17 protein-coding genes are annotated in these 20,880 nt (G+C 53.3%); 7 read left to right on the forward strand and 10 right to left on the reverse strand.

All coding sequences use genetic code 11. The annotated features are described in order from the left end of the window. Nucleotides 1–43: 43 nt before the first annotated feature. Both ftsH and rsfS read right to left on the reverse strand, forming a co-directional pair. On the reverse strand, nt 44–2,113 hold the full coding sequence (gene ftsH, locus FRY97_RS05435) for an ATP-dependent zinc metalloprotease FtsH (RefSeq protein ID WP_147166424.1): 2,070 nt from the start codon (nt 2,111–2,113) through the stop codon (nt 44–46). 162 nt (nt 2,114–2,275) lie between these two features. Next, a complete protein-coding gene (gene rsfS / locus FRY97_RS05440; RefSeq protein WP_147166425.1) occupies nt 2,276–2,662 on the reverse strand; it encodes a ribosome silencing factor in 387 nt (128 codons plus the stop codon). A 206-nt stretch (nt 2,663–2,868) separates the two neighbouring features. Between rsfS and FRY97_RS05445 the strand changes: the two genes are divergently transcribed. The 4 genes from FRY97_RS05445 (at nt 2,869) to FRY97_RS05460 (ending at nt 9,288) form a co-directional block, all read left to right on the forward strand. After that, the gene (locus FRY97_RS05445; protein WP_262712226.1) at nt 2,869–3,639 is read left to right on the forward strand and encodes a biotin--[acetyl-CoA-carboxylase] ligase; all 771 of its coding nucleotides are present in this window, start codon (nt 2,869–2,871) and stop codon (nt 3,637–3,639) included. Between the two features lie 82 nt (nt 3,640–3,721). Further along, complete coding sequence (locus FRY97_RS05450; RefSeq protein ID WP_147166427.1) at nt 3,722–4,972, forward strand: competence/damage-inducible protein A; 1,251 nt, start codon at nt 3,722–3,724, stop codon at nt 4,970–4,972. 127 nt (nt 4,973–5,099) lie between these two features. Further along, nucleotides 5,100–6,446 carry a dihydrolipoamide acetyltransferase family protein gene (locus FRY97_RS05455; protein ID WP_147166428.1) on the forward strand — a complete coding sequence of 449 codons (1,347 nt, stop codon included), beginning with the start codon at nt 5,100–5,102 and terminating at the stop codon, nt 6,444–6,446. A gap of 604 nt (nt 6,447–7,050) precedes the next feature. Beyond that, complete coding sequence (locus FRY97_RS05460; RefSeq protein ID WP_170254514.1) at nt 7,051–9,288, forward strand: tetratricopeptide repeat protein; 2,238 nt, start codon at nt 7,051–7,053, stop codon at nt 9,286–9,288. A gap of 45 nt (nt 9,289–9,333) precedes the next feature. Here the strand turns inward: FRY97_RS05460 and apaG are convergent, their stop codons facing one another. The 3 genes from apaG to FRY97_RS05475 are packed head-to-tail and all read right to left on the reverse strand — an operon-like array spanning nt 9,334 to nt 11,168. Then, on the reverse strand, nt 9,334–9,720 hold the full coding sequence (gene apaG, locus FRY97_RS05465) for a Co2+/Mg2+ efflux protein ApaG (protein WP_147166430.1): 387 nt from the start codon (nt 9,718–9,720) through the stop codon (nt 9,334–9,336). A gap of 6 nt (nt 9,721–9,726) precedes the next feature. Further along, nucleotides 9,727–10,296, reverse strand: coding sequence for a guanylate kinase (gmk, locus tag FRY97_RS05470; protein WP_147166431.1), 570 nt, complete (start codon nt 10,294–10,296; stop codon nt 9,727–9,729). Continuing rightward, on the reverse strand, nt 10,293–11,168 hold the full coding sequence (locus FRY97_RS05475; protein WP_246141580.1) for a YicC/YloC family endoribonuclease: 876 nt from the start codon (nt 11,166–11,168) through the stop codon (nt 10,293–10,295). Before FRY97_RS05475 ends, gmk begins: the two co-directional genes overlap by 4 nt. 322 nt (nt 11,169–11,490) lie before the next feature. Between FRY97_RS05475 and FRY97_RS05480 the strand changes: the two genes are divergently transcribed. The 3 genes from FRY97_RS05480 (at nt 11,491) to FRY97_RS05490 (ending at nt 15,218) form a co-directional block, all read left to right on the forward strand. Continuing rightward, nucleotides 11,491–11,802, forward strand: a complete 312-nt coding sequence (locus FRY97_RS05480; RefSeq protein WP_147166432.1) for an HU family DNA-binding protein — start codon at nt 11,491–11,493, stop codon at nt 11,800–11,802. A gap of 5 nt (nt 11,803–11,807) precedes the next feature. Further along, nucleotides 11,808–12,596, forward strand: a complete 789-nt coding sequence (locus tag FRY97_RS05485; protein WP_147166433.1) for a tetratricopeptide repeat protein — start codon at nt 11,808–11,810, stop codon at nt 12,594–12,596. A 1,077-nt stretch (nt 12,597–13,673) separates the two neighbouring features. Next, nucleotides 13,674–15,218 carry an Rne/Rng family ribonuclease gene (locus FRY97_RS05490; protein WP_147166434.1) on the forward strand — a complete coding sequence of 515 codons (1,545 nt, stop codon included), beginning with the start codon at nt 13,674–13,676 and terminating at the stop codon, nt 15,216–15,218. Between the two features lie 293 nt (nt 15,219–15,511). Here the strand turns inward: FRY97_RS05490 and FRY97_RS05495 are convergent, their stop codons facing one another. The 5 genes from FRY97_RS05495 to FRY97_RS05515 all read right to left on the reverse strand — a co-directional run bounded on the left by FRY97_RS05495 (nt 15,512) and on the right by FRY97_RS05515 (nt 20,866). Next, the gene (locus tag FRY97_RS05495; RefSeq protein WP_170254523.1) at nt 15,512–16,411 is read right to left on the reverse strand and encodes an AAA family ATPase; all 900 of its coding nucleotides are present in this window, start codon (nt 16,409–16,411) and stop codon (nt 15,512–15,514) included. A 150-nt stretch (nt 16,412–16,561) separates the two neighbouring features. Then, the gene (locus tag FRY97_RS05500) at nt 16,562–17,416 is read right to left on the reverse strand and encodes an FAD binding domain-containing protein (protein WP_147166436.1); all 855 of its coding nucleotides are present in this window, start codon (nt 17,414–17,416) and stop codon (nt 16,562–16,564) included. An 81-nt stretch (nt 17,417–17,497) separates the two neighbouring features. Further along, nucleotides 17,498–19,867 (reverse strand): xanthine dehydrogenase family protein molybdopterin-binding subunit, encoded by a 2,370-nt coding sequence (locus FRY97_RS05505; protein ID WP_147166437.1) that lies wholly within the window; start codon nt 19,865–19,867, stop codon nt 17,498–17,500. Next, nucleotides 19,867–20,355 (reverse strand): (2Fe-2S)-binding protein, encoded by a 489-nt coding sequence (locus FRY97_RS05510; protein WP_147166438.1) that lies wholly within the window; start codon nt 20,353–20,355, stop codon nt 19,867–19,869. Before FRY97_RS05510 ends, FRY97_RS05505 begins: the two co-directional genes overlap by 1 nt. Before the next feature lie 52 nt (nt 20,356–20,407). Next, nucleotides 20,408–20,866, reverse strand: coding sequence for a CoxG family protein (locus tag FRY97_RS05515; RefSeq protein WP_147166439.1), 459 nt, complete (start codon nt 20,864–20,866; stop codon nt 20,408–20,410). Between the last annotated feature and the right edge of the window lie 14 nt (nt 20,867–20,880).

The raw sequence follows: 20,880 nt of genomic DNA on the forward strand, positions 1-20,880 counted from the left end.
TCCTAGCTGCGCGGCCTTTTACATCGAGAGGAGCCCAAAAAGGCTACGCCTTATTTGGCGTTTCCGTTTCTTCTTCCTTGCCATCGGGACCATCGGTGCCGCTATTGAGCCCATTTGGGGAAGGCGTTACGCTGCTGCCTTCGGGCATGTGCTCTTCAACAGCTGCAGCTATTTCTTTGCGCTTTTCATCTCCAGGCCGAGGGCCGATGAGGCGCTCTACATCGGATTTAAGCAATACCTCTTTCTCCAAGAGCTGACTGGCAAGGATCTCGAGCTCTTCGCGGCGCTCCCTTAGGAGCACTTTAGCCCTTTCGTACTGCGATTCCACCAGTTTGCGGACTTCCGTGTCAATTAGTGTGGCTGTGCTATCAGAGTAAGGCCGTTGGAATTGATCTTGAGACAGGCCGTAGAAAGAGACCTGCCCTACCTGTTCGTTCATGCCAAAGACCGTAATCATGCTGTAAGCCATCTTGGTGACCTGGTCCAAGTCGTTTTGTGCGCCGGTTGAGATTTTATCGAAAATGATAGATTCCGCAGCCCGCCCGCCGAAAGTCATGCACATACGGTCGAGGAGCTGCTCGGTCCGTGTGATGTACTCTTCTTTCGGGAGGTACTGTGCATAGCCGAGGGTGCCAAGCCCACGGGGCACGATGGTCACTTTGACAAGGGGAGAAGCGTGAGGGAGGAACCATCCGCAGACGGCATGCCCGGCTTCGTGGTAAGCGATGATTTTCTTTTCGTCCGGAGAGATGAGCTTATTTTTCTTTTCCAGCCCGCCGATGATGCGGTCGAGTGCATAGTTGAAGTCGTCGATATCCACAGCCTGTTTATTGCGGCGAGCGGCGACCAGAGCGGCTTCGTTACAGATGTTGGCGATATCTGCACCAGCAAACCCAGGCGTCATTTCGGCCAGTTCTTCCGGTTCTACGCCAGGTGCTGTTTTTATGGTCTTCAAGTGCACACTGAAGATGGCTTTCCTTCCCTTGAGGTCAGGGCGGTCAATGCCGATTTGGCGGTCAAAGCGGCCAGGGCGGAGCAATGCGCTGTCAAGCACATCCGGCCGGTTGGTAGCAGCCATCAGGATGACCCCTTTGTCGGTACTGAAGCCGTCCATTTCCACGAGCAGCTGATTGAGGGTGTTCTCCCGTTCGTCATTCCCGCCTTGCATATTCCCGCGGCCACGGGCGCGGCCAATGGCATCGATTTCATCTATAAATATGATACAAGGAGCCTTTTCGCGGGCCTGCTTGAAGAGGTCGCGCACGCGCGAGGCGCCCACGCCTACGAACATTTCCACAAAGTCAGACCCAGAAATAGAGAAGAAAGGAGCGCCGGCTTCTCCGGCAACGGCTTTGGCCAAAAGGGTTTTACCGGTGCCCGGAGGGCCGACCAGTAAGACACCCTTAGGGATTTTGCCGCCCAAGGCAGTATATTTTTTAGGGTTTTTCAGGAAGTCAACGACTTCCATGACTTCCTCCTTCGCTTCGTCCAGCCCGGCAACATCCTGAAAAGTGACGTTGACCTTGCTGTTCTGGTCGAACAGTGTTGCTTTAGATTTGCCGATGTTGAAAATTTGAGCACCGGGCCCGCCAGCGCCTCCGCTTACGCGCCGCATGATGAATACCCATATAGCAACGACGATGATAATGGGGAGCACCCATCCCAAGAGAGGGGTCAGCCAGTTTTGGCGGGTATCGTAAATAGGGCTCACCTGATCGGCACTTTCGATGCCTGCTTTGTCCTGCACTTCGTAGAGCCAGTCTTCAAAAGATTCAACAGAGCCAATTTCGCGCCAGTACTGATAGCTGTCGCCGCTGAGGGCGGAGCGCTGCTCTGCATCCTTGTAAAACTCAGGCTTTTCTTCCAGGGCAGACTTCTTGACGTAAATATAAGCCCGTTTGCTGTTGATGACCATGAGCTTTTCCACGTCTTGGCTAGCCAGCATTTCGCCAAGCTTAGTGCGGCTCACCTGTTCGCGTGTCCCTTCGGACATGCTGTAGAAGTTGAGCGCAAGCAGGAAAAGCGCGATGATGCCATAAATCCAATACGTATTGAATTTAGGGCCGCCCGGCTTGTTGGCATCCGGCTTGTTATTATTGTTTGTGTTTTCCATTCAGAAAATCTTTACAAATTTCGAAAGGCTTCAGCCTTAGGTTTTGCTATAAAAAATAAAGCGCGCAGAGCGCTGGGCAAGGTGTTTTGCCCTGAGCAATCTACTAAGTAACGTAGCAGTACGGGTTTCGTTGCCAGATTTCGGCCAAGAGTTGCGGCAAGGCTACAAACTTTCGTATTCCGTGATGCGGGCGTCGCTCCACAAGTTCTCCAATTCGTAGAAGTTCCGCTTTTCTTTGTGGAAGATGTGGGCTACGGTCGTGAAATAGTCTATGCAGACCCAAGTAGCGCCTCTGTCGCCTTCCACATGGCTGGCGTAGGTGCCGGTCTCCTGCCGTATACGCTTCTGTATATTGTCTGCGATGGCTTTCACCTGAGTGTTAGAGTCGCCTTCACAGATGATGAAGTAATCCGTCGGGGCATCGTGCAATTTGCGCATATCGAGTTTTACGATGCTTTTACCTTTGATGTCTTGAATACTTTCTATGATAAGGTCATTCAGTTCCTCGGTCGTGAATGGCTGTGGCTGTACTTTAGCGTGTGAATTCAAACTCAGATTTTATTAATTTTGCTTAAGGAATTGATTCAGCTTCGGTCAATAAAGATGGAGCTTTTGGCTCCTGCTCTGCTGAACCTGTCAACTGTTGCGGGGAAGGGTTGGAGCTCAAGCTCGCCCCACAGTGGGGGCAGCTAGTTCGGCCAGCCCCTGCTGCTCAGCGGCCTTTACAACAACTAAAAGTATCAAATAATTTACGGTTGCAGTATAAAAACACGCTTTTTATTGGAAAGGTTGTTCATGCGTTTTCAGCTTTGCCATCAACCAATTCCCATGCACAGGAGCTACTCTCAAAAAGCACGCCAATTGAAGGGACTGTCATAACGGCGGCGGAACAAACTGCGGGCAGAGGACAAATTGGCAGCCGTTGGTATAGCCCTGCCAGTTTGTGCATCAGCATGAGCGTCATCCTTTACCCTCGTTTTCTGGAAGCCCGGCGTCAGTTTGGGCTGAACATCATAGCCGCTCTTGCTGTCCGGGATACCGTGCAGCACTTTCTGGCAGATGGCCCGCCCTGCCGTGTCAAATGGCCCAATGATGTTTATTTGGCCGGTAAAAAGGTGGCCGGTATTTTGATACAAAACCAGATTGCGGGCCGTCAGCTACAGCACACTATCATTGGTATTGGGCTGAATGTCAATGTTGAGCAATTCCCTCCGGCTTTGCCCTTGGCCATCTCCCTCCGGCAGGCCGGTGGGGCATTGTATGACCTATGGGCAGTGGAAGAGGCCCTTGGGCGCGCTTTGGAGCAGCGCTATCTTGCCCTCCGGGGCAAGCAAATTGCAAGCTTGCAGGAGGAGTATTACGAAAACCTTTTAGGCTACGGGGAGAGCTGCCGGTACCTGTTGCCGGGCGGGCGGGAGGTCGTTGCTGTGGGGAAGGGGGTAGATGAGGATGGGCGGCTGCGGCTTTGGTTCGACGGGCAGGAGCAGGCATTCGGGCTGAAGGAAATACAGTGGCTGCCAGATTGATTGCAGGGGGCTGCAACCACTGCGGCACCTGGTTGTTTGCACATTCATTACTTCACGCTTTGCAGCAACCCAGCCTGATGATATGAAAGCATACCTGATTACGATAGGAGACGAAATCCTGATAGGCCAGATCATAGATACCAACTCCGCTTGGATGGGGCAGCAGCTCAACCTCAACGGCATGCAGGTGGCCGGCATCACTACCGCGCCTGATGAAGAGCAGGGGATAAGAGCCGCACTGCAGGAGGGGCTTTCGAAAGCCGATGCTGTGCTGATTACAGGAGGGCTGGGGCCTACAAAAGACGATGTGACCAAAAAAGTCTTGGCGGGCTTTACCGGTGGGCGCCTGCTCTTCCATGAGGAGACCTACCGGTCCATCACCCGCTTTTTTGAACAGCTAGGCCGTAAGCCAACAGAAGCCCACCGCCTACAGGCTTATATGCCAGATAATGCCCAGCTGTTGCGCAACCGCATGGGGACGGCCCCAGGCATGTGGTTTGAACACGGGGGGAAGGTCCTTGTTTCTATGCCAGGGGTGCCTTATGAAATGAAATCCCTTATGAAGGAGGAAGTCCTGCCCCGTCTGAAGGCGCAGTTTCCGCTAAGGGCTATTGCTCACCGGACCCTGTTGACTTCAGGCACTGGCGAATCCCGGATTGCAGAGCGTATAGCTGACCTTGAGGATACCCTGCCGCCCCATATCAAGCTGGCCTACCTCCCCAACCTTGGGCAGGTCCGGCTCCGGCTTTCGGGCGAAGGTGCAGACCTGGCTTCACTTGAGCAGGAGGTCGATAGCTGGGCTAAGCGGTTCCGCGAGCGGCTTGTTGATATCGTTTTTGGCGAGGGCGCCGACCGGCTGCAGGCAGCGGTGGGGCGCTTGCTGCAAGAGCGGGGGTTGTTTTTGGCAACAGCCGAAAGCTGTACCGGCGGGTATGTTGGGCACTTGATCACCTCTGTGCCGGGCTCCTCTGCTTATTACACAGGAGGGGCTGTAGTGTACTCCAATGAGCTAAAGCAGAAGCTTTTGGGCGTAAGCCCGCAAACGCTCAGCCAGCACGGGGCAGTGAGCGAGGAGGTTGTCCGCGAAATGGTAGCAGGAACAATAGAGCACATTGGCGGGCAGGTCGCTATAGCCATTTCAGGGATAGCAGGGCCTGGAGGAGGGACGCCGGATAAGCCGGTGGGCACGATCTGGCTGGCTGTGGGCAACCGTCAAGTTACAGAGGCCCTGCTCCTACGGGCAGGAAAGGACCGGGAGAAGAACATACAGTATACTGGGGCACATGCGCTGCACCTGCTTCGGCAGTTCTTGCTTCGGCACTATCCACAGTGAAACGTGGCTTTGGTCAATACGGTATTTGTAATAGCCACCGAAAACGGCTAATTTTGCAGCCGAAAAAGTGTGCCTTGCCACCAGGCGCTAACCAAATTAGAACCAAACTATACAAGAAAAAATCACTATGGCTCAAGTTGAATTGATCATGCCCAAAATGGGCGAAAGTATCATGGAAGCGACCATCCTGAAGTGGGTGAAGCAAGTGGGGGATACTGTAGAAGAGGATGAAACCATACTTGAGATCGCTACGGACAAGGTCGACTCAGAGGTGCCTTCCCCTGTATCAGGTACCATAAAGGAAATTCGTTTCCCAGAAGATGAGACCGTTGAAATCGGCAAGGTGATCGCCATTATCGAGACAGAAGGGGAGGGCGTGGCGCCTCAGCCCAGCCCCAGCGTGAAAGAAGAAGCGCCCGCAGAAGAAATGGCTGAAGAGGTTGCATCCCCTCAGCCTGAGCCAACCCCTGCTGCAGCAGAGGCCGCGCCCGCTGCCCGTACTGGCAGCGGCAACCGCTTTTACTCTCCTTTGGTCCGCACCATAGCAGACAAAGAGCAGATCAGCCTACAGGAGCTGGATCAGATCGAAGGCTCTGGACAGCAAGGGCGGGTGACCAAAAAAGACATTCTGGCTTATGTGGAGCAGCGCAAATCACAGGGCTCCTCACCTGCGACTGCGCCGGCTGCGCCCCGGAAGGAAGCCCCCTCAGCCCCTCAGCCGCCCCGGCAGCCTGCTGCTGCTCCTGCCGTGCATTCGAGTGATGACAACGTGGAGATCATTGAGATGGACCGTATGCGCCGCCTGATAGCGGACCATATGGTCAATTCCAAGCAGACTTCGCCACACGTCACGTCTTTCGTAGAGGTGGATGTGACAGATATCGTTAACTGGCGCAACCGGGTGAAAAAAGCGTTCCAAGAGAAGCATGGAGAAAAAATCACTTTCACGCCTATTTTCATGGAGGCTGTTGCCAAGGCTATCTGCGACTTCCCAATGATCAATGCATCAGTTGACGGTTCGCAGATTATCCGTAAGAAGCAGGTGAACCTGGGCATGGCCGCTGCGTTGCCATCTGGCAACCTGATCGTCCCTGTGATCAAAAATGCGGATCAGCTCAACCTGCTCGGGCTTACCAAGCAAGTGAACAGCCTGGCTGCCCGTGCCCGCGCCAATCAACTTAAGCCGGAAGAGATACAGGGCGGCACTTTTACACTGACCAATGTAGGCACCTTTGGCAATGTGATGGGCACCCCTATTATCAATCAGCCACAAGTGGCTATCCTGGCGGTGGGGGCAATCCGTAAAAAGCCCGCAGTAGTGGAAACCGAATACGGCGACTTGATTGCAGTGCGGCATATGATGTTCTTGTCGCTGTCTTATGACCACCGTGTGGTTGATGGCTTCTTGGGCGGCTCCTTCCTCCGTAGGGTAGGGGATTACCTAGAGGCGTTTGATGCGGATCAGCGCATTTAGAGCATAATTGGAGCTCGTACTTGTTGCCAATCAACGTTTTATGAGCCTGGCTTTCTCACTGAATTTTTATTTAGCCCGCTAAACTCAAATGAAGTGGCTTCGCCAGAACTCTGCCGGCTGTGCTGGGCGAGCCCCAAAGTGTGGCAGGCGTTTATACTTTTGGGGCTCTAGCCTGGCATTGGCCTAGCGCTGCGAAGGGGCGGCAGGCCTGATAAGGCCGAGCGAAGAGCGAGCCCCGTAGCATAGCGGCACCTGCCCTCACGGCAGGAGCAGGCCCCTCAAAAAAACGACAATCTGGTTTGCGCCCGCTGTGCTGGCACAGTAGGTAGGTCATAAATTGTTGATTTTCATGATAGAACTGCTCCAAGCGAGCTCTTTGAGCCTGCTAAATCTATCGATTGCCATGTAGCAATCGGAAAAGTGGCTGCATTTTGGTAAATTAAAGTCCGTTTTGCCTGCCAAGGCAGCGGAGCCGGGCATCCGGCAGTTTACCATAATGCAGCCCTCTTGCTTTACAGCCCTGCTGGGGCAGGTGCTGCAAAGAGGATGTACCCAAACCGAACAGTGCCCTTCGGCATCTTAACGCAACATCGAAATGGGCCTTATGAGAATACCATTACTACTTATCCTGATCTGCTGCCTGGCCCTGCCTGCGTACAGCCAAGACTATAAGAAAGAGGAAGCCAAAGCTTTCTTTCTGAACGAGCATTTTGAAGACGCTCTTGCGGTCCTGAAATCTGCGGATGCACAGCTGCGCAACGACCTTGAAGCACAATTCATACAAGCGGTATGCCTGTATCAGGTCAATCAGCTGCAGGAAGCTGAAGCGGTGCTGCAGCGGCTGTCGCGCCAAGAAGGGGCTTACCCGGAATGCTGGCTCTACCTTGGGAAGGTCAGCCATGCCATGAACCGTTTTGAGCGGGCAGCATCCTACTACAAAGACTACCTTAGGCGCTTGCGCCCCAACCATCCCAACCGCAGTATGGTTTGGGACGAAATACGCCGCTGTGCTACAGGTATGCGCGTACAGTATCAGCGCTCAGATGCTTACGCAGAAAACCTTGGCCCGGGCGTGAATTCTGCTGCCGATGAGTATGCCCCGATCGTGAGCCCCAATCATGCCGACCGCCTTTACTTCTCGGCCCGCCGTAAAGGCAATATGGGGGGATTGCGCAATGAATACGGCATGCCGGATACTCGCTTTGGGCAGTACTACGCCGATATCTACACTTGCACAGCTGCTGCTGCAGGGGCCAACTGGCAAAATGCACGGAGCATGGGCTACCTGCTGAACAGTACACAGCACGATATGCTGTTGGGCTTCAACCCGGAAGGGCAGGTCATGTACTTTTATCAGGGCTGGCGCCCTGGCAATGGGCAGATCCTAGTAGATACCTTCCGCAATGCAGCTGAGCGGACCGTTAGCGCGGATGTTTTTGAGGGGCCGGTCTCCCCTGCTATGGGAGATGAAGCGCCTTTCTTCGTGAATGACACCCTCATCTACTTTTCCAGCCGGCGCAAAGGCGGCTTTGGAGGGCTTGATATTTACCGGACAGTCTGGCGGGATGGGAGCTGGAGCGAACCGGAGAATTTGGGCGAGCAGATCAACACCCCGTACGATGAGACTACCCCTTTTCTGGCTAGGGATCAGCGCACGCTGTATTATAGTACCAACCACCCCAATTTCAGTGTAGGCGGGCTGGATGTGGTAAAGTCTGTATACAATCAGTATGCAATGCTTTGGACTGTGCCCGAGAACCTGGGCAGCCAGATAAACAGCGCAGGGGACGATGCCTACTTCCGGGTCTCCAATGATGGTTTTACGGCCTATTTTTCCTCTTCCCGTAAGGATGGCATGGGCAAACGGGACATCTATGCAGCCCATTTCAAAACCTTCCTTCCGGAAATGGAACTGCCTGTGCCTCAGCTGACCGCTGGCAAGCCCATGGCAAGCCGGGTACAGCCTTCGGTCCTGGAACAGGAGGGGGAGCTGGCTGCACAGCCTGCGGCTGAAGAAATGCCGGTGGCTCTGCCGGATATAGCAGTGCCTCAGTCAGGCGAGGAGCCCGAAGAGCCCATACTGCCTGTGGCTATGGGCCAACCGGAGGCCGGCGATAGCGCTGCTGTGGGCTTGCCTGCCGGAGCGGCCGTTGAGGAAGTTTGGCTGACCCCGTTCTTGGGCGGTAATGCTGCTGTGGGCTTCACAGCAGAGGAGAAGCTGCAGCTTGATTGGATGGCGGAGGTGATGACTGCATCAACGGACCCCTACTTAGTCATTACAGCTTACGTTGAAGCGCCTTCTGCTATTGCCGGCGTGCAAGTATACGAGGCTGTCCGGCGTGCAGAATCTGCTGCCCAACACCTCATAGACAAAGGTGTTGGCAGTGGTCAGGTCTTCGTCCGTGGCACGCTAGCCGAGAAGGGCGCGCTGCCGGATGGAGCGCGCACTGCAATAGATTTCCACTTTTACGAACCACTGTCGAGCGGGGGCAGTGCAGGCGATATGGCGGTTGTGGCTAAGCTGGCAGTGGAGGGGCATGCCATCAATGCGCCCTTGCTGTTCAAGGTGCAAGTGGCTTCCTTAAGCGGGGCATATAAGAGCAGCCGCCTGAACGGGCTGCCCGTGGTTATGGTGGAGCGGCAGATGGACAGCCCCTACTACCGCTATACAGTTGGCGGTTTTGAGAGTCATAGCAAAGCGGATGCCTACCGGGCAAAGCTGCTTAGCGGAGATTTTTCCTCTGCTTACGTTACGGCCTATGTGAATGGCCGCCGGGCAGATCAGCGGTTGGCGGAAAAGCACTTGAGCGAGTTTGCAGATCTGAAGCATTATATCCGCTAGGCTTCGGGGCAAGAGCAGCCCAAAGTGTAAAATCTAAACAAGCTTTTAGTTCAGCCGTAGTGGGGCGATCAAGACAAACGCGGGGATTTTCGCGTAGAACTGTTCGTTCTTCTCCACATCCACCATCAGGTAAGTGCCGTTCATTTTGCCTATCCCTGTGGTCAGGTCGCACCAAGACGCGTACTCGTGGCGCCCATTGGGGGGCAATATTGGCTGTTGCCCGATGACCCCTTCCCCTTCTACTTCCTGCATACTCCCATCTGCATCCCAGATGAACCAATGCCGCCTCAGCAGCTGCACTGTGGCCGTGCCCAAGTTTTCAATGATCACCTGATAGGCGAAAATGAACCGGCTTTGTAGTGGGTTGGAATATGCGGGCTGATAGGTGGGCTCCACCGTAACCCGTATGCCTTGAGTAGTTTGAGTGGCCATAACAGTTCAGGTCGGTTGGTTTAGGTAGCGCTCAATGAGCTGCTCGGCCTCGGAGAGGGCAATTGGGAGCCGATCATTTATGAGGGTCAGGTCGAATTGGTTTTCGTAGGCGAGTTCATCCGTAGCCCTGCTGATGCGTTTGCGGAAGCTGGCTTCATCTTCGGTGCCTCTTGCTTTCAGCCTTTCGGCTAAAGCATCTATAGAAGGCGGGCGGACGAAAATGGCCACAGCTTCTTCGGGGAAAGCGGCTTTGATGTTGAGCGCGCCTTTCACATCAATATCAAAAAGAATGTGCTTGCCGTCGGCCCACAGGCGGCCGACTTCCGACCGCAGTGTACCGTAGTACAACCCCTCGTATACTTCTTCCCACTCTACGAAAGCCTCTTGCTGTATGAGCTCCCGGAAGCGGTCTGAAGAGATGAAGTAATAATCTTTGCCATCTACCTCGTGCGGCCTACGGGGCCTCGTCGTTGCAGAAATAGAAAAAGACAGCTGATTATATTTAGACAGTAAGTGCCGGACTATGGTCGTTTTGCCAGCCCCGGAAGGGGCGGCGAATAGAAAAAGTTTGCTCATACCGTATTGGCCACCTGTTCTTTAATTTTTTCGAGCTCGTCCTTCATTTCAACAACAAGCTTCTGAATGTTGGAGGAATAAGCTTTGGCCCCCATGGTGTTGATTTCCCGCCCCATTTCCTGGCTGATGAAGCTGAGCTTGCGCCCTTTCAGGGGCTGTTGCTTCTCGAGCTCTTCAATGAAGTACTTGCAGTGTTGTTCCAGCCTTACCTTCTCCTCTGTGATGTCAATTTTTTCAAGGTAGAACAAGATCTCCTGCTCGAAGCGGTTGTCGTCTACTTTGTCTTTGCCGAGGTGTTCTTCAAGGCTTTGGCGCATGCGCTGCCGCAGTTTGGTGATGCGCTCCTCCTCTTCAGGGTCGAGGCGCGCAAGGAGGCTAGCGATGTTGTTGACACGCAGGAGGAGATCCTCTTTTAGCGCATTGCCTTCAACGGTGCGGAATTCAGTAAATTTTGCCAGCGCGCCGTCTACTGTTTTGTGCACAGCCGCCCACTCTTTGTCATCTATGGTATCTGCGGCAGCCCCCACTACATTAGGCAGGCGGAGTATGGCCTGAAGCATATCCGCAGTTGGGATTTGCAGCTCATTCGTCAGGCGGCTGAGCTCCTGATGGTACCTGCGGAAGAGCGCTTCGTTCAAGCCGTATTCATCCCCGCCGTTGCCGGTCTCCACCTCTATCGTGATCTCTATTTTGCCGCGCAGGGCTTTATCAGAGACGATTTTCCGAAGCTCATGCTCCTTCTCCTTGTAGTTTTGCGGGATTTTCACCCGTATATCTGTGTATTTGCTATTGAGCGACCGGACTTCCACATTGATGACCTTGTCATCGAAGCTATTGGAGACCCGGCCGTAGCCTGTCATGGATAAAAGCATATGGTCAGTTATAGGCTCCCGAGGCAAGGTGGGCCTGGCCGGGTTGGAGCGGGTTTGGAGAATAGCCCTAGCACTTGTAGGCGGTTGCAGCGGCCTTGGAAGCACAGCAGTGGGCAAGGTTTTGAGGTGTGTAGTCAAGTACGGATTGCAAAGATAATAAAGGGATTGAGAATGCAAGGAGGTGCTGTAATCAGTTGAGAACGAACAAAAAAAGTAAAATAATCTAAACTTTTATTTTCGTTTAAAAAATAAAATACCGAAATTTGCCCTTCATTTTTAAAGCGATAGATTGCTATAACTGACTATAAACCAATAAATAACGATGAGAAAAGCTGATTTGGTTGCAGCAATTTCAGAGAAAACAGGCGTGCCTAAAGTGGATGTGCTGGTAACATTAGAGACCTTTTTTAAGGAAGTGAAAGGCAGCCTCTCTGATGGGGAGAACGTGTATATTCGTGGTTTTGGCTCTTTCGTCATCAAAAAGCGCGCGAAGAAGATCGGGCGCCACATCAAGAAGAATATCGCCATTGAAATCCCTGAACATTATATCCCTTCGTTCAAGCCTGCGAAAGTTTTCGTGGAGCAGGTCAAGGATAATGTGACCTCTTTGCCAGAAGAAGAAAGTAACGACTAGTGCCGATGACGAAGCTTCAATGGGGCGTTATTGCTGCAGCTCTTGCCCTTTTCTTAACCCTTTATCTGGGGTGCGACCGTAAGCCCAAGGAGATCTCCTCCCTCGATCAGTCGAGGGCGCTGGCAACGGAAAGTACCGATGTCCAGGCGCTGATCAGCGAAGCACGTGGGGCTCTCGCCCCTGCGCAGTCTGCTGAAGTACTGGCATTGGAAGAAGAATTAGCAGCTGCACTGGACGATTCGACGAAGCTCCGTTTGAACAAGGCGCTGTCGAGTGCTTGGTATAGCCTTGAAGAGCCTTCGGTGGCCGGTTATTATGCTCAGGCCGTTGCAGAGCTTGCCGGCACCGCTGAAAGCTGGTCGATTGCAGGGACTACCTACACCATCTGCATTCAGCGGAGCGAGGAAGCGCGCAAGCGGGAGTTTTGTACCGGCCGTGCCGTGCAGGCTTTCGAAAGCGCGATTTCCCTTGCACCGGATGATATGGCCAACCGGGTCAACCTAGCGTTGGTCTACACGGCCAATCCTCCTGCTGACAACCCTATGAAGGGGATCCTCATGCTGCGCGAACTCAACCAGGAAGCGCCCGACAACGTTCTTGTTTTGAATGCGCTAGGCCGTTTGGCTATCCGGACAGGCCAATTCGGCCGGGCCGTAGAGCGCCTGAGCCAGGCACTGAATGCCGAACCGCAGAACCCTACCACGGTCTGCCTGCTTGCGCAGGCTTACGAAGGGCAGGGGGATGAAGCGCAGGCTGCGGTTTTTGCTGAGCGCTGCCGCTCGTTGACAGATTAAGACACCGTTTTTGCCGCAAAGGCCTCAAGATTGAGCCTCGCGGTATATCACAGCTTGAGCAAACAAGCTGAAAACAAATTTATTCATTTTAAAAGGACTGAATTATGCCTTGTGGAAAAAAGAGAAAAAGACATAAGATCGCTACGCACAAGCGTAAAAAGCGTCTGCGCAAGAATCGCCATAAGAAAAAGAACAAATAAGTGATTTTTCGGCTCTTCTGCGGGCTGTCAGCTCTATAGCTCAGCCCACAGAAGATCATGCGCAACACGATCGGATTTGCCTTGGCCAACCTGCCTGTTGAAGGGCGGGTTTTGCTGTTGTGGGCATTGGCCCCGCATTAGCAGAGCAATTCCTCCAAATAAAGCCAGCAGGCTGTCGTGCTGTCCTCAGCACCGCGGTTTGCCGATCTGTTCTTTGAACTCGGAAAGTAAGCGTTAGCCCTTTGCAGGGCGGAAGCATTCCGTTAGCGCCATAGCCCTAGACCTAGGGTGCAGCCGTTAATGTGGATATCTTTGCACTCAGCTCCGTGCAAAAGGCTCAGCAATGCCTGCACGCAGTATAAAAGCAATGCGTTCGCCCCGCACTATACGTTGTTTGCTGTAAGCCGTACCCCTTTTTAGGCAGGCCGCTTTTTTGATCATGCCCTCAGGGCTGTACATTGCCTGTAGTTTGAATAAAAGAAAAAACAAGACCTTTTACGGCTTTCAACCTTGCCTTTCCTCCAAAGACGGAGACATTGACCAATTATATATCCTTCAACGGTTATTATCGGCTCAGCCTTCTGATCGTATTCGTGTGTAGAGCAATATACAGGGCACAAAGCACAGCTGCGTGGCGCTCCGCTTGTGGAACGCTGCCGTATGCAGTGCTAAGCAAGGGGCAATTTCAGCTCCGTGCTGCCTGCCTTAAGATACCTGCTCGCCGCTTTGCCCCAACTCCGTGTGCTAGTGGCCACCTCGTCTGCCTTTGCTCATGCAGCAAACAGCAGTGGCGTGGCAGCGGAGTATCATAACCGCTGGCTTGCGCTGTAGCCGGGGCTCCCGGTTTAGCTACGAGAGCCAGGGAAAAAAAATAACCGTGGAAAAAGAACTCATCATCAATTCCACCCCCACGGAGGTCCAGATTGCGCTGCTTGAAAACTCTAAGCTAGTAGAGCTGCACTACCAAAAGACCAATGATAACTTCACCGTAGGGGATATTTTCGTCGGGCGTATAAAAAGGCTCATGCCCGGGCTCAATGCTGCTTTCGTAGACATTGGCCATCCCAAAGACGCCTTTTTGCACTACACTGACTTGGGCCCCAAGCTAAAGTCGCTGCTCAAGTTCACCAATGGCGCTATGTCGGGCGGTATCAATACCCATACGCTCGATAATTTCAAAATGGAGCCGGAAATTGTCAAGACCGGAAAGGTCGATCAGGTGCTGAGCAAAAAGCAGCCGATCCTGATTCAGGTGCTCAAAGAGCCTATCTCTACAAAAGGCCCGCGGCTGACTTGCGAAATCACGCTCCCCGGGCGTTATATCGTACTCACCCCCTTCTCCAATACGGTAGCCGTATCCAAAAAAATTGCCAACGCTGAAGAGCGAAAGCGCTTGCACCTGCTGGTGGAAAGCATTCGCCCCAAAAACTTTGGCGTGATTGTGCGTACTGCTGCGGAAGGCAAAAAAGTGGCAGACCTGCACGAGGAGATCATGCAGATCATGCAAAGCTGGGAGGATATCCACTCGCAGCTGCACAAAGCCAAACCGCCTCTCAAACTGCTGAGCGAGCTGGATAAAACCTCTAGCATCTTGAGGGATGTACTGACAGACTCCTTCAACCGCATTGTGGTGGATGATAAACAGATGTACCAAAATATCCGGACCTACCTCGAGTCCATTTCGCCTGAACAGGTGAAAATCGTCAATCTCCACAAGTCCAACAAACCGATATTCGATACGCATGGCATAACGAAGCAGATTAAGTCCTCGTTTGGCAAAACGGCTACTATGCCTAGCGGCGCTTACCTCGTTATCGAGCATACAGAGGCCATGCACGTCATTGATGTCAACAGTGGGCACAAGATGGGCAAGCAGGAGGATGCGGTCATGAAGGTCAACTTAGAAGCAGCAGAGGAGATTGCCCGTCAGCTCAGGCTCAGAGACATCGGCGGTATCATTATCGTCGACTTCATCGACATGAAGAAGGCCGAACAAAGGCGCGACCTTATCAAGGCCATGCGGCAATTCATGAAGAAAGACCGTGCACAGCATACCATTTTGCCCCTTAGCAAATTTGGCCTCATGCAGATCACCCGGCAGCGGGTCCGCCCGGAGGTCAACATCAGTACCTCAGAGGTCTGCCCGACTTGCAACGGTACCGGCAAGATCAATGCCTCCCTGCTTATCTACGATGAGATTGAGCGTGACCTGAACTTCATTGTACAGTCTAGGCCAAAATCAAAAATCAAGCTGTTGGTCCACCCTTTCATTGAGGCGTACCTCAAAAAGGGGCTCCCAAGTATGCAGATGAAGTGGTACATGAGCTTCTACAAATGGGTGAAAATTCAGCCTAACAATGATTTCCACCTTACCAAGTACAAGTTTTACGACGAAAACGAGGACGAAATCCGCTTGAACTAGCGGGGGGCTTGGCTTTGGGGCCTGCCCCTGCCTGCCGGCAGGTGCCGCTATGCTCCGGGGCTCGCTATCCGCTCGGCCCTATCGGGCTCAAACCCCTACGCAGCGCTAGGCCAATGCCCACCTATAAAGCCCGAAAAGCATAAACACCTGCGGTATTTTGATTTTCGCCAGGGCTTTGTTTTACTTAAGTTGTCAGCGCTGCCCATTGTGTGATCTCCAAAAAGATGAAAAGGCAGCTGCCCCTTCTTGGGGTAGCTGCCTTTGTCTATCCTCTCAACTGGCAGAGCATAGGCTCAGAGGTTTTCAAATTTGGAGATAGCGCCGACCTTTTCCAGGAGCTCCGTCAAAGAGAGGCTGGCTTGCCGTATATCCTGCCAGTCTTTGAGGACAATGCCTAGGGTCGATTCCACAATTTCCTTATCGAGGTGGTCAATATGCAGGGCTGAAAGCGCCATTGCCCAGTCTAAGGTCTCAGCGACCCCCGGAATTTTCTCCAACCGCATTTGGCGCACTTCCTGCATAAACCGGCAAATCTGCTCCCCTAGCTTTTGGTCTATGCCTGGTACTTTGCCCCTGACAATCTGCAGCTCTTTTTCAAACTCCGGGTAGGAGACATAAAGGTAAAGGCAGCGTCGGCGCAGTGCTTCGGAAAGCTCCCGCACGCGGTTGCTTGTGACAATGACCTGAGGGATGTGCGTCGCTTTGATGGTGCCTATTTCGGGTATGCTCACCTGCCAGTCAGAGAGGATTTCTAGCAAAAAACTTTCAAACTCTTCGTCGGCCCGGTCTATCTCATCAATCAGCAAGACGGGCGCTCTGTGATGGGTAATGGCTTGCAACAGCGGGCGTTTAAGGAGGAAGCGCTCACTGAAGATATTTTGCTCCCGCTCTTCCAGGCTTTTATCGCTCTGCTCCTCTAGCTTAAGATGCAGCAGCTGTTGCTGATAGTTCCACTCATAAATAGCATGTGTAGCGTCTAGCCCTTCATAGCACTGCAGGCGGATGAGGTCTGTGTCGAGCGCACGGCTCATCACCTTGGCGATCTCTGTCTTGCCTACCCCGGCGGGCCCTTCAATGAGCAACGGTTTTTTTAGGGCTTTAGCTAAAAAAACAGACATGACAATTGAAGGCTCTGTGATGTAGCCTTGCTCCCTGAGCATGTGCCGGATCTCTTCCAATTCCTTGTTCTCCATCATAGTTGTTGTTGGGTGTGTCGTCCTCTTGGCCATAAGCGCTGAGGCGGGCCAAGCAAAAAGGCGGGAGAACAAGCTCCCGCCTTCAAATTAGCATAAAAGTTTCATACACTATGAGCGGCCGGCAGCCGCAAAAAAGACAAGTTGTTTTTACTGCGTAATGGCGAGCAGCGCCCGCTTGGCATAAACTTGGGCCAAGTGCAGCCGGTATTCCTCAGAGGCGAAGTGGTCTGCCATGACCATCACATCGGAGCCGGTACCTTTGACCGCCTCTTCTATATTGGCTGCAGTAGGAGCCTGCCCCAAGAGAGCCTCTTCGATATTGGTTGCCCGGAAAGCGGCATCCGCAAGCCCGTTCACCGCTACACTGATGTGCTCGATCTTCCCGTCTTTGACAGAAGCTGCTGCGGCTACGCCCACAATTGCAAAGCGCGAAGCCGGCTGCATGAATTTTTGGTAAGTACTCCGTGTGCCTGCCGCTGGTATCGGGATGCTGACTGCCGTCAGGATTTCGTTATCCTGCAGGGCGGTGGAGTAGAAGCCAGTGAAGAAGTCATCTGCCGCTACTGTACGTTCCCCATCAGGCCCTTTCAAGTGGATATGGGCGTGGGCAGCGATCATTACCCCGGGCCAGTCGGCTGCAGGGTCGGCATGAGCAAGGCTTCCGCCTAATGTGCCCATATTGCGCACCTGAGGGTCGCCAATGAGATCTGCTGCTTCGGGCAGCATATGATAAGCTTGTCCTGCAAGCTCAGAGGTGACGATATCGTGGTGAGTACTCCCTGCTCCAATGATGAGGCGGCCCCCGTCATTTTTGATGTAGCGCAGCTCAGAAAGCTTACGGATATCAATCAAGATGCCCGGCGCGTTCAGCCGGAGCTTCATAGCTGGGATAAGGCTGTGCCCGCCAGCGAGGAGCTTAGCATCCATGCCGTGCTGTGCCATTAGGCTAAGGGCGTCATCCACGGAGTCTGCGCGGACGTAATCAACTTTATTTGGAATCATGGTTTTGCTTTTTGTTGGACAAAAAATCAGACAACCGCCGGGCCTAGTGCCCGGCAGCTTTTGTTGGGCCAGCTTCAGCGGTTAGCTGTGCATTGCACGCCACACCCGCTCGGGCGTCAGTGGCATTTCAAGATCCTTCTTGATGCCAAATGGCCGTAGCGCATCCATTACTGCGTTTACCACAGCTGGCGTAGAACCGATGCAGCCCGCTTCGCCTGCACCCTTTACCCCGAGAGGGTTGTGAGGGCAAGGCGTCACTGTCCGGTCAATTTCGAAACTTGGCAGGTCATCTGCTCTCGGCATGGTATAATCCATATAAGAGCCGTTGATCAGCTGCCCGTTCTCATCGTACATAGCCCCTTCAAACAAGGCTTGCCCAATGCCCTGCGCCAAACCGCCGTGTATCTGCCCGTCTACGATCATAGGGTTGATGACATTCCCCACATCATCTACAGCGATAAAACGCTTAAGCTTGGTCTGCCCGGTATCTTGATCTACTTCCACCACAGCAATGTGAGCACCATATGGGTAAGTAAAATTGGCCGGGTCATAAAAGCTGGAAAAGTCCATGCCGGGCTCCAGCCCTTCGGGGTAGTCGTGTGGCACATAAGCTGTAAGCGCAATGTCGCCAAAAGCTATGCTTTTGTCAGTGCCTTTTACGGTCCATTTGCCATCTGCAAACTCCAGGTCCTCTTCGGCTGCTTCAAGCTTGTGGGCTGCAATTTTGGCGCCCTTGTCTATGATTTTGTCTAAGCTTTTTACGATAGCGCTCCCACCTACGGCAAGGCTTCGTGAGCCGTAAGTGCCCATTCCGAAAGCCACGGACTCAGAATCGCCGTGCACAATTTCAACATCATCCAAAGGGATGCCCAGCCTGTCGGCCACTACCTGAGCAAAGGTGGTCTCGTGCCCCTGCCCGTGCGAGTGGGCCCCAGTGTACACACTGACTTTGCCAGTAGGCTGTACCCTGACCTGCCCTACTTCGTAAAGGCCTGCCCTTGCGCCCAACGCGCCTACTACCGCAGAAGGGGCGATGCCGCAGGCTTCGATATACGTTGAAAAGCCAATGCCCAGCAGCTTGCCCTGCTTGCGGGCTTCGGCTTGCTCCTTGCGGAAATCATCATAGCCGACCATTTCGAGGGCGCGCTTAAGCACGGCATGGTAGTCGCCGCTATCGTACTGCAACGCCACCTGTGTCTGATAGCCCGGCTCATTGACGCCGTCGAAGGGCGGGATGAAATTCTTGACCCTCAGTTCTGCCGGGTCCATTTCCATCTCCAGTGCGGCCACATCCATCATCCGTTCGAGGAGGTATGTCGCCTCGGGCCGGCCAGCGCCCCGGTAAGCATCTACAGGGGTAGTATGGGTGAACACGCCGCACAGGTCGATATGTATTTTGGGCGTGGTGTAAAGCCCTTGGAGGAGGGTACCATGCAGCCAAGTAGGCACAGCAGGGGCAAAAGTGGAAAGGTAAGCCCCAAGGTTGGCATGCGTATTGATCCGCAAGCCGACAATATGGCCTTCCTTGTCGAAGCCCATTTCAGCCTTGGTGACGTGGTCTCTGCCGTGCGCATCCGTCATAAAAGCTTCGCTCCGGTCAGAAGTCCATTTGATAGGCACTTTCAGCCGCTGAGAGCACCAAATCATAAGGGCCTCTTCGGCATAGTGGAATATTTTGCTGCCAAAGCCGCCCCCAACGTCAGGAGCAACCACCCTGACCCGGTGTTCCGGAATGCCCAACACGAATGCACAGAGCAGCAGGCGGGTAAGGTGAGGGTTTTGGGAAGTCGTATAGAGGGTATATTTATCCGTAGATTCGTCAAAGTGCCCGATAGCGGAGCGGGGCTCCATCGCATTGGGTATGACCCTCTGATTGGTGAACTCCAGCGTGGTTACATGATGGGCATGGCTAAGGGCTTTGTCCACTTCTTCTTTAGGGTTGCCCAGCTCCCAATCGAAGCAAAGGTTGTTGGGGGCATCGTCATGTACTAGGGGCTGCCCGGCTTCGGTAGCTTTTTTAGCATGTGCGACAGCAGGCAGCTCTTCCCACTCAATTTCGATGGCATCGCCAGCGTCGCGAGCAATTTCTCGGGTATCGGCAATAACTACCGCTACGCCATCGCCCATGTATCGGGCTTTGTCCGCCACGAGCAGAGGGTGGGGTGGCTCTTTCATAGGGTCCCCGTTCTTGAAATTGATCTGCCACCCGCAGGGCACACCGCCCACGCCCGAATCGGCTATATCCTTACCGGTATACACTTTAACAACGCCTTCCATAGCCTCAGCAGCGGAAGTGTCAATGCTTATAATTTTAGCATGTGCATAAGGGCTGCGCACAATGTACGCGTGCAGCATGCCCGGGAGTACGATATCGTCAGTATAGCGGCCTTTTCCGGTCAGGAAGCGCTTGTCTTCCACACGCTTGACCGCTTTGCCTATATAGTTAGTCATTATGCTACTTCTTTTTCAGGTTCGTTAATTTTTTTGGCTGCATACTGAATCGACTTCACAATATTGTGGTAGCCGGTGCAGCGGCAGAAGTTCCCTTCCAGCGCTTCGCGGATCTCCTGCTCGGAGGGGTTGCTGTTGTTTTTCAGCAGGTCAACGGCGGCCATCATCATGCCAGGTGTGCAAAAGCCGCACTGCAGCCCGTGCTCCTCCCGGAAGCCCTCTTGTATAGGGTGCATTTCGCCGTTTTGCGAAAGCCCTTCCACCGTAGTGATTTCTGCTCCGTCGGCTTGTGCAGCGAGCATGCTGCAGGATTTGACAGCCTGCCCGTCCATAAGGATCGTACAGGCACCGCAGTTGCTCGTATCGCAACCTACGTGAGTACCGGTCAGGGAAAGTGTATCCCGGAGGAAGTGGACGAGCAGGGTGCGCCCTTCCACATCCCGGGTCACCGCCTGGCCATTTACAGTAACAGTGATTCTGGTAGACATTGGATGTTCTGATTTTATTTGTCCAGGAAATATGATGCTTAGTGCTGCCCAATCAGGCAGGGTGTTGTCTCGTTTGGCTCAGCTCGTCTTCCAGGGCTTGGAAGAACTGCTTGGTCAGCGTATTGGCTACACCGCTCAGCACCCGTTGCCCAGTCCGTGCCAGCAGGCCCGATAGGTTGGCTTTGCCATCAAAGGAGAGTTCGGTCTCTTCTGGCCCAACTTCTTGTAGCCCGATTTGTACATTAGCAGAGACATTGCCAATTTTGCTGTTCTGCTTGATCTTTAGGAGGAAGCTTTGGGGCGCTACTTTATCTGCTACTTCCAAGTCTCCGCTAAAAGAGCCGCTGACAGGGCCTAGTTTGACATTGGCAATAGCTTTGTAAGTATCTTCTCCCGTGGCTTCAAGGGTAGAGACCCCCGGCGTGATTTTGGCCAGAGTATCTGCGTCCATCAGCATATTGAATATGGTGTGTGCAGATGCCGGAAACCTGTGCGAGCCTTTCAGTTGCATAGCTAAATTTTGAA

It is taken from the genome of Phaeodactylibacter luteus (assembly GCF_007993045.1).
GTDB classification, from domain to species: Bacteria; Bacteroidota; Bacteroidia; order Chitinophagales; family Saprospiraceae; genus Phaeodactylibacter; species Phaeodactylibacter luteus.

What these genes read in the sequence shown, in the direction of transcription:
- FRY97_RS05485 (WP_147166433.1), top strand. Translation starts at nt 11,808, where the DNA reads ATGACGAAGCTTCAATGGGGCGTTATTGCTGCAGCTCTTGCCCTTTTC.
- FRY97_RS05515 (WP_147166439.1), bottom strand. Translation starts at nt 20,866, where the DNA reads ATGCAACTGAAAGGCTCGCACAGGTTTCCGGCATCTGCACACACCATA.
- FRY97_RS05455 (WP_147166428.1), top strand. Translation starts at nt 5,100, where the DNA reads ATGGCTCAAGTTGAATTGATCATGCCCAAAATGGGCGAAAGTATCATG.
- FRY97_RS05450 (WP_147166427.1), top strand. Translation starts at nt 3,722, where the DNA reads ATGAAAGCATACCTGATTACGATAGGAGACGAAATCCTGATAGGCCAG.
- FRY97_RS05495 (WP_170254523.1), bottom strand. Translation starts at nt 16,411, where the DNA reads ATGGAGAACAAGGAATTGGAAGAGATCCGGCACATGCTCAGGGAGCAA.
- FRY97_RS05475 (WP_246141580.1), bottom strand. Translation starts at nt 11,168, where the DNA reads ATGCTTTTATCCATGACAGGCTACGGCCGGGTCTCCAATAGCTTCGAT.
- FRY97_RS05460 (WP_170254514.1), top strand. Translation starts at nt 7,051, where the DNA reads ATGAGAATACCATTACTACTTATCCTGATCTGCTGCCTGGCCCTGCCT.
- gmk (WP_147166431.1), bottom strand. Translation starts at nt 10,296, where the DNA reads ATGAGCAAACTTTTTCTATTCGCCGCCCCTTCCGGGGCTGGCAAAACG.
- apaG (WP_147166430.1), bottom strand. Translation starts at nt 9,720, where the DNA reads ATGGCCACTCAAACTACTCAAGGCATACGGGTTACGGTGGAGCCCACC.
- FRY97_RS05500 (WP_147166436.1), bottom strand. Translation starts at nt 17,416, where the DNA reads ATGATTCCAAATAAAGTTGATTACGTCCGCGCAGACTCCGTGGATGAC.
- FRY97_RS05505 (WP_147166437.1), bottom strand. Translation starts at nt 19,867, where the DNA reads ATGACTAACTATATAGGCAAAGCGGTCAAGCGTGTGGAAGACAAGCGC.
- FRY97_RS05480 (WP_147166432.1), top strand. Translation starts at nt 11,491, where the DNA reads ATGAGAAAAGCTGATTTGGTTGCAGCAATTTCAGAGAAAACAGGCGTG.
- ftsH (WP_147166424.1), bottom strand. Translation starts at nt 2,113, where the DNA reads ATGGAAAACACAAACAATAATAACAAGCCGGATGCCAACAAGCCGGGC.
- FRY97_RS05510 (WP_147166438.1), bottom strand. Translation starts at nt 20,355, where the DNA reads ATGTCTACCAGAATCACTGTTACTGTAAATGGCCAGGCGGTGACCCGG.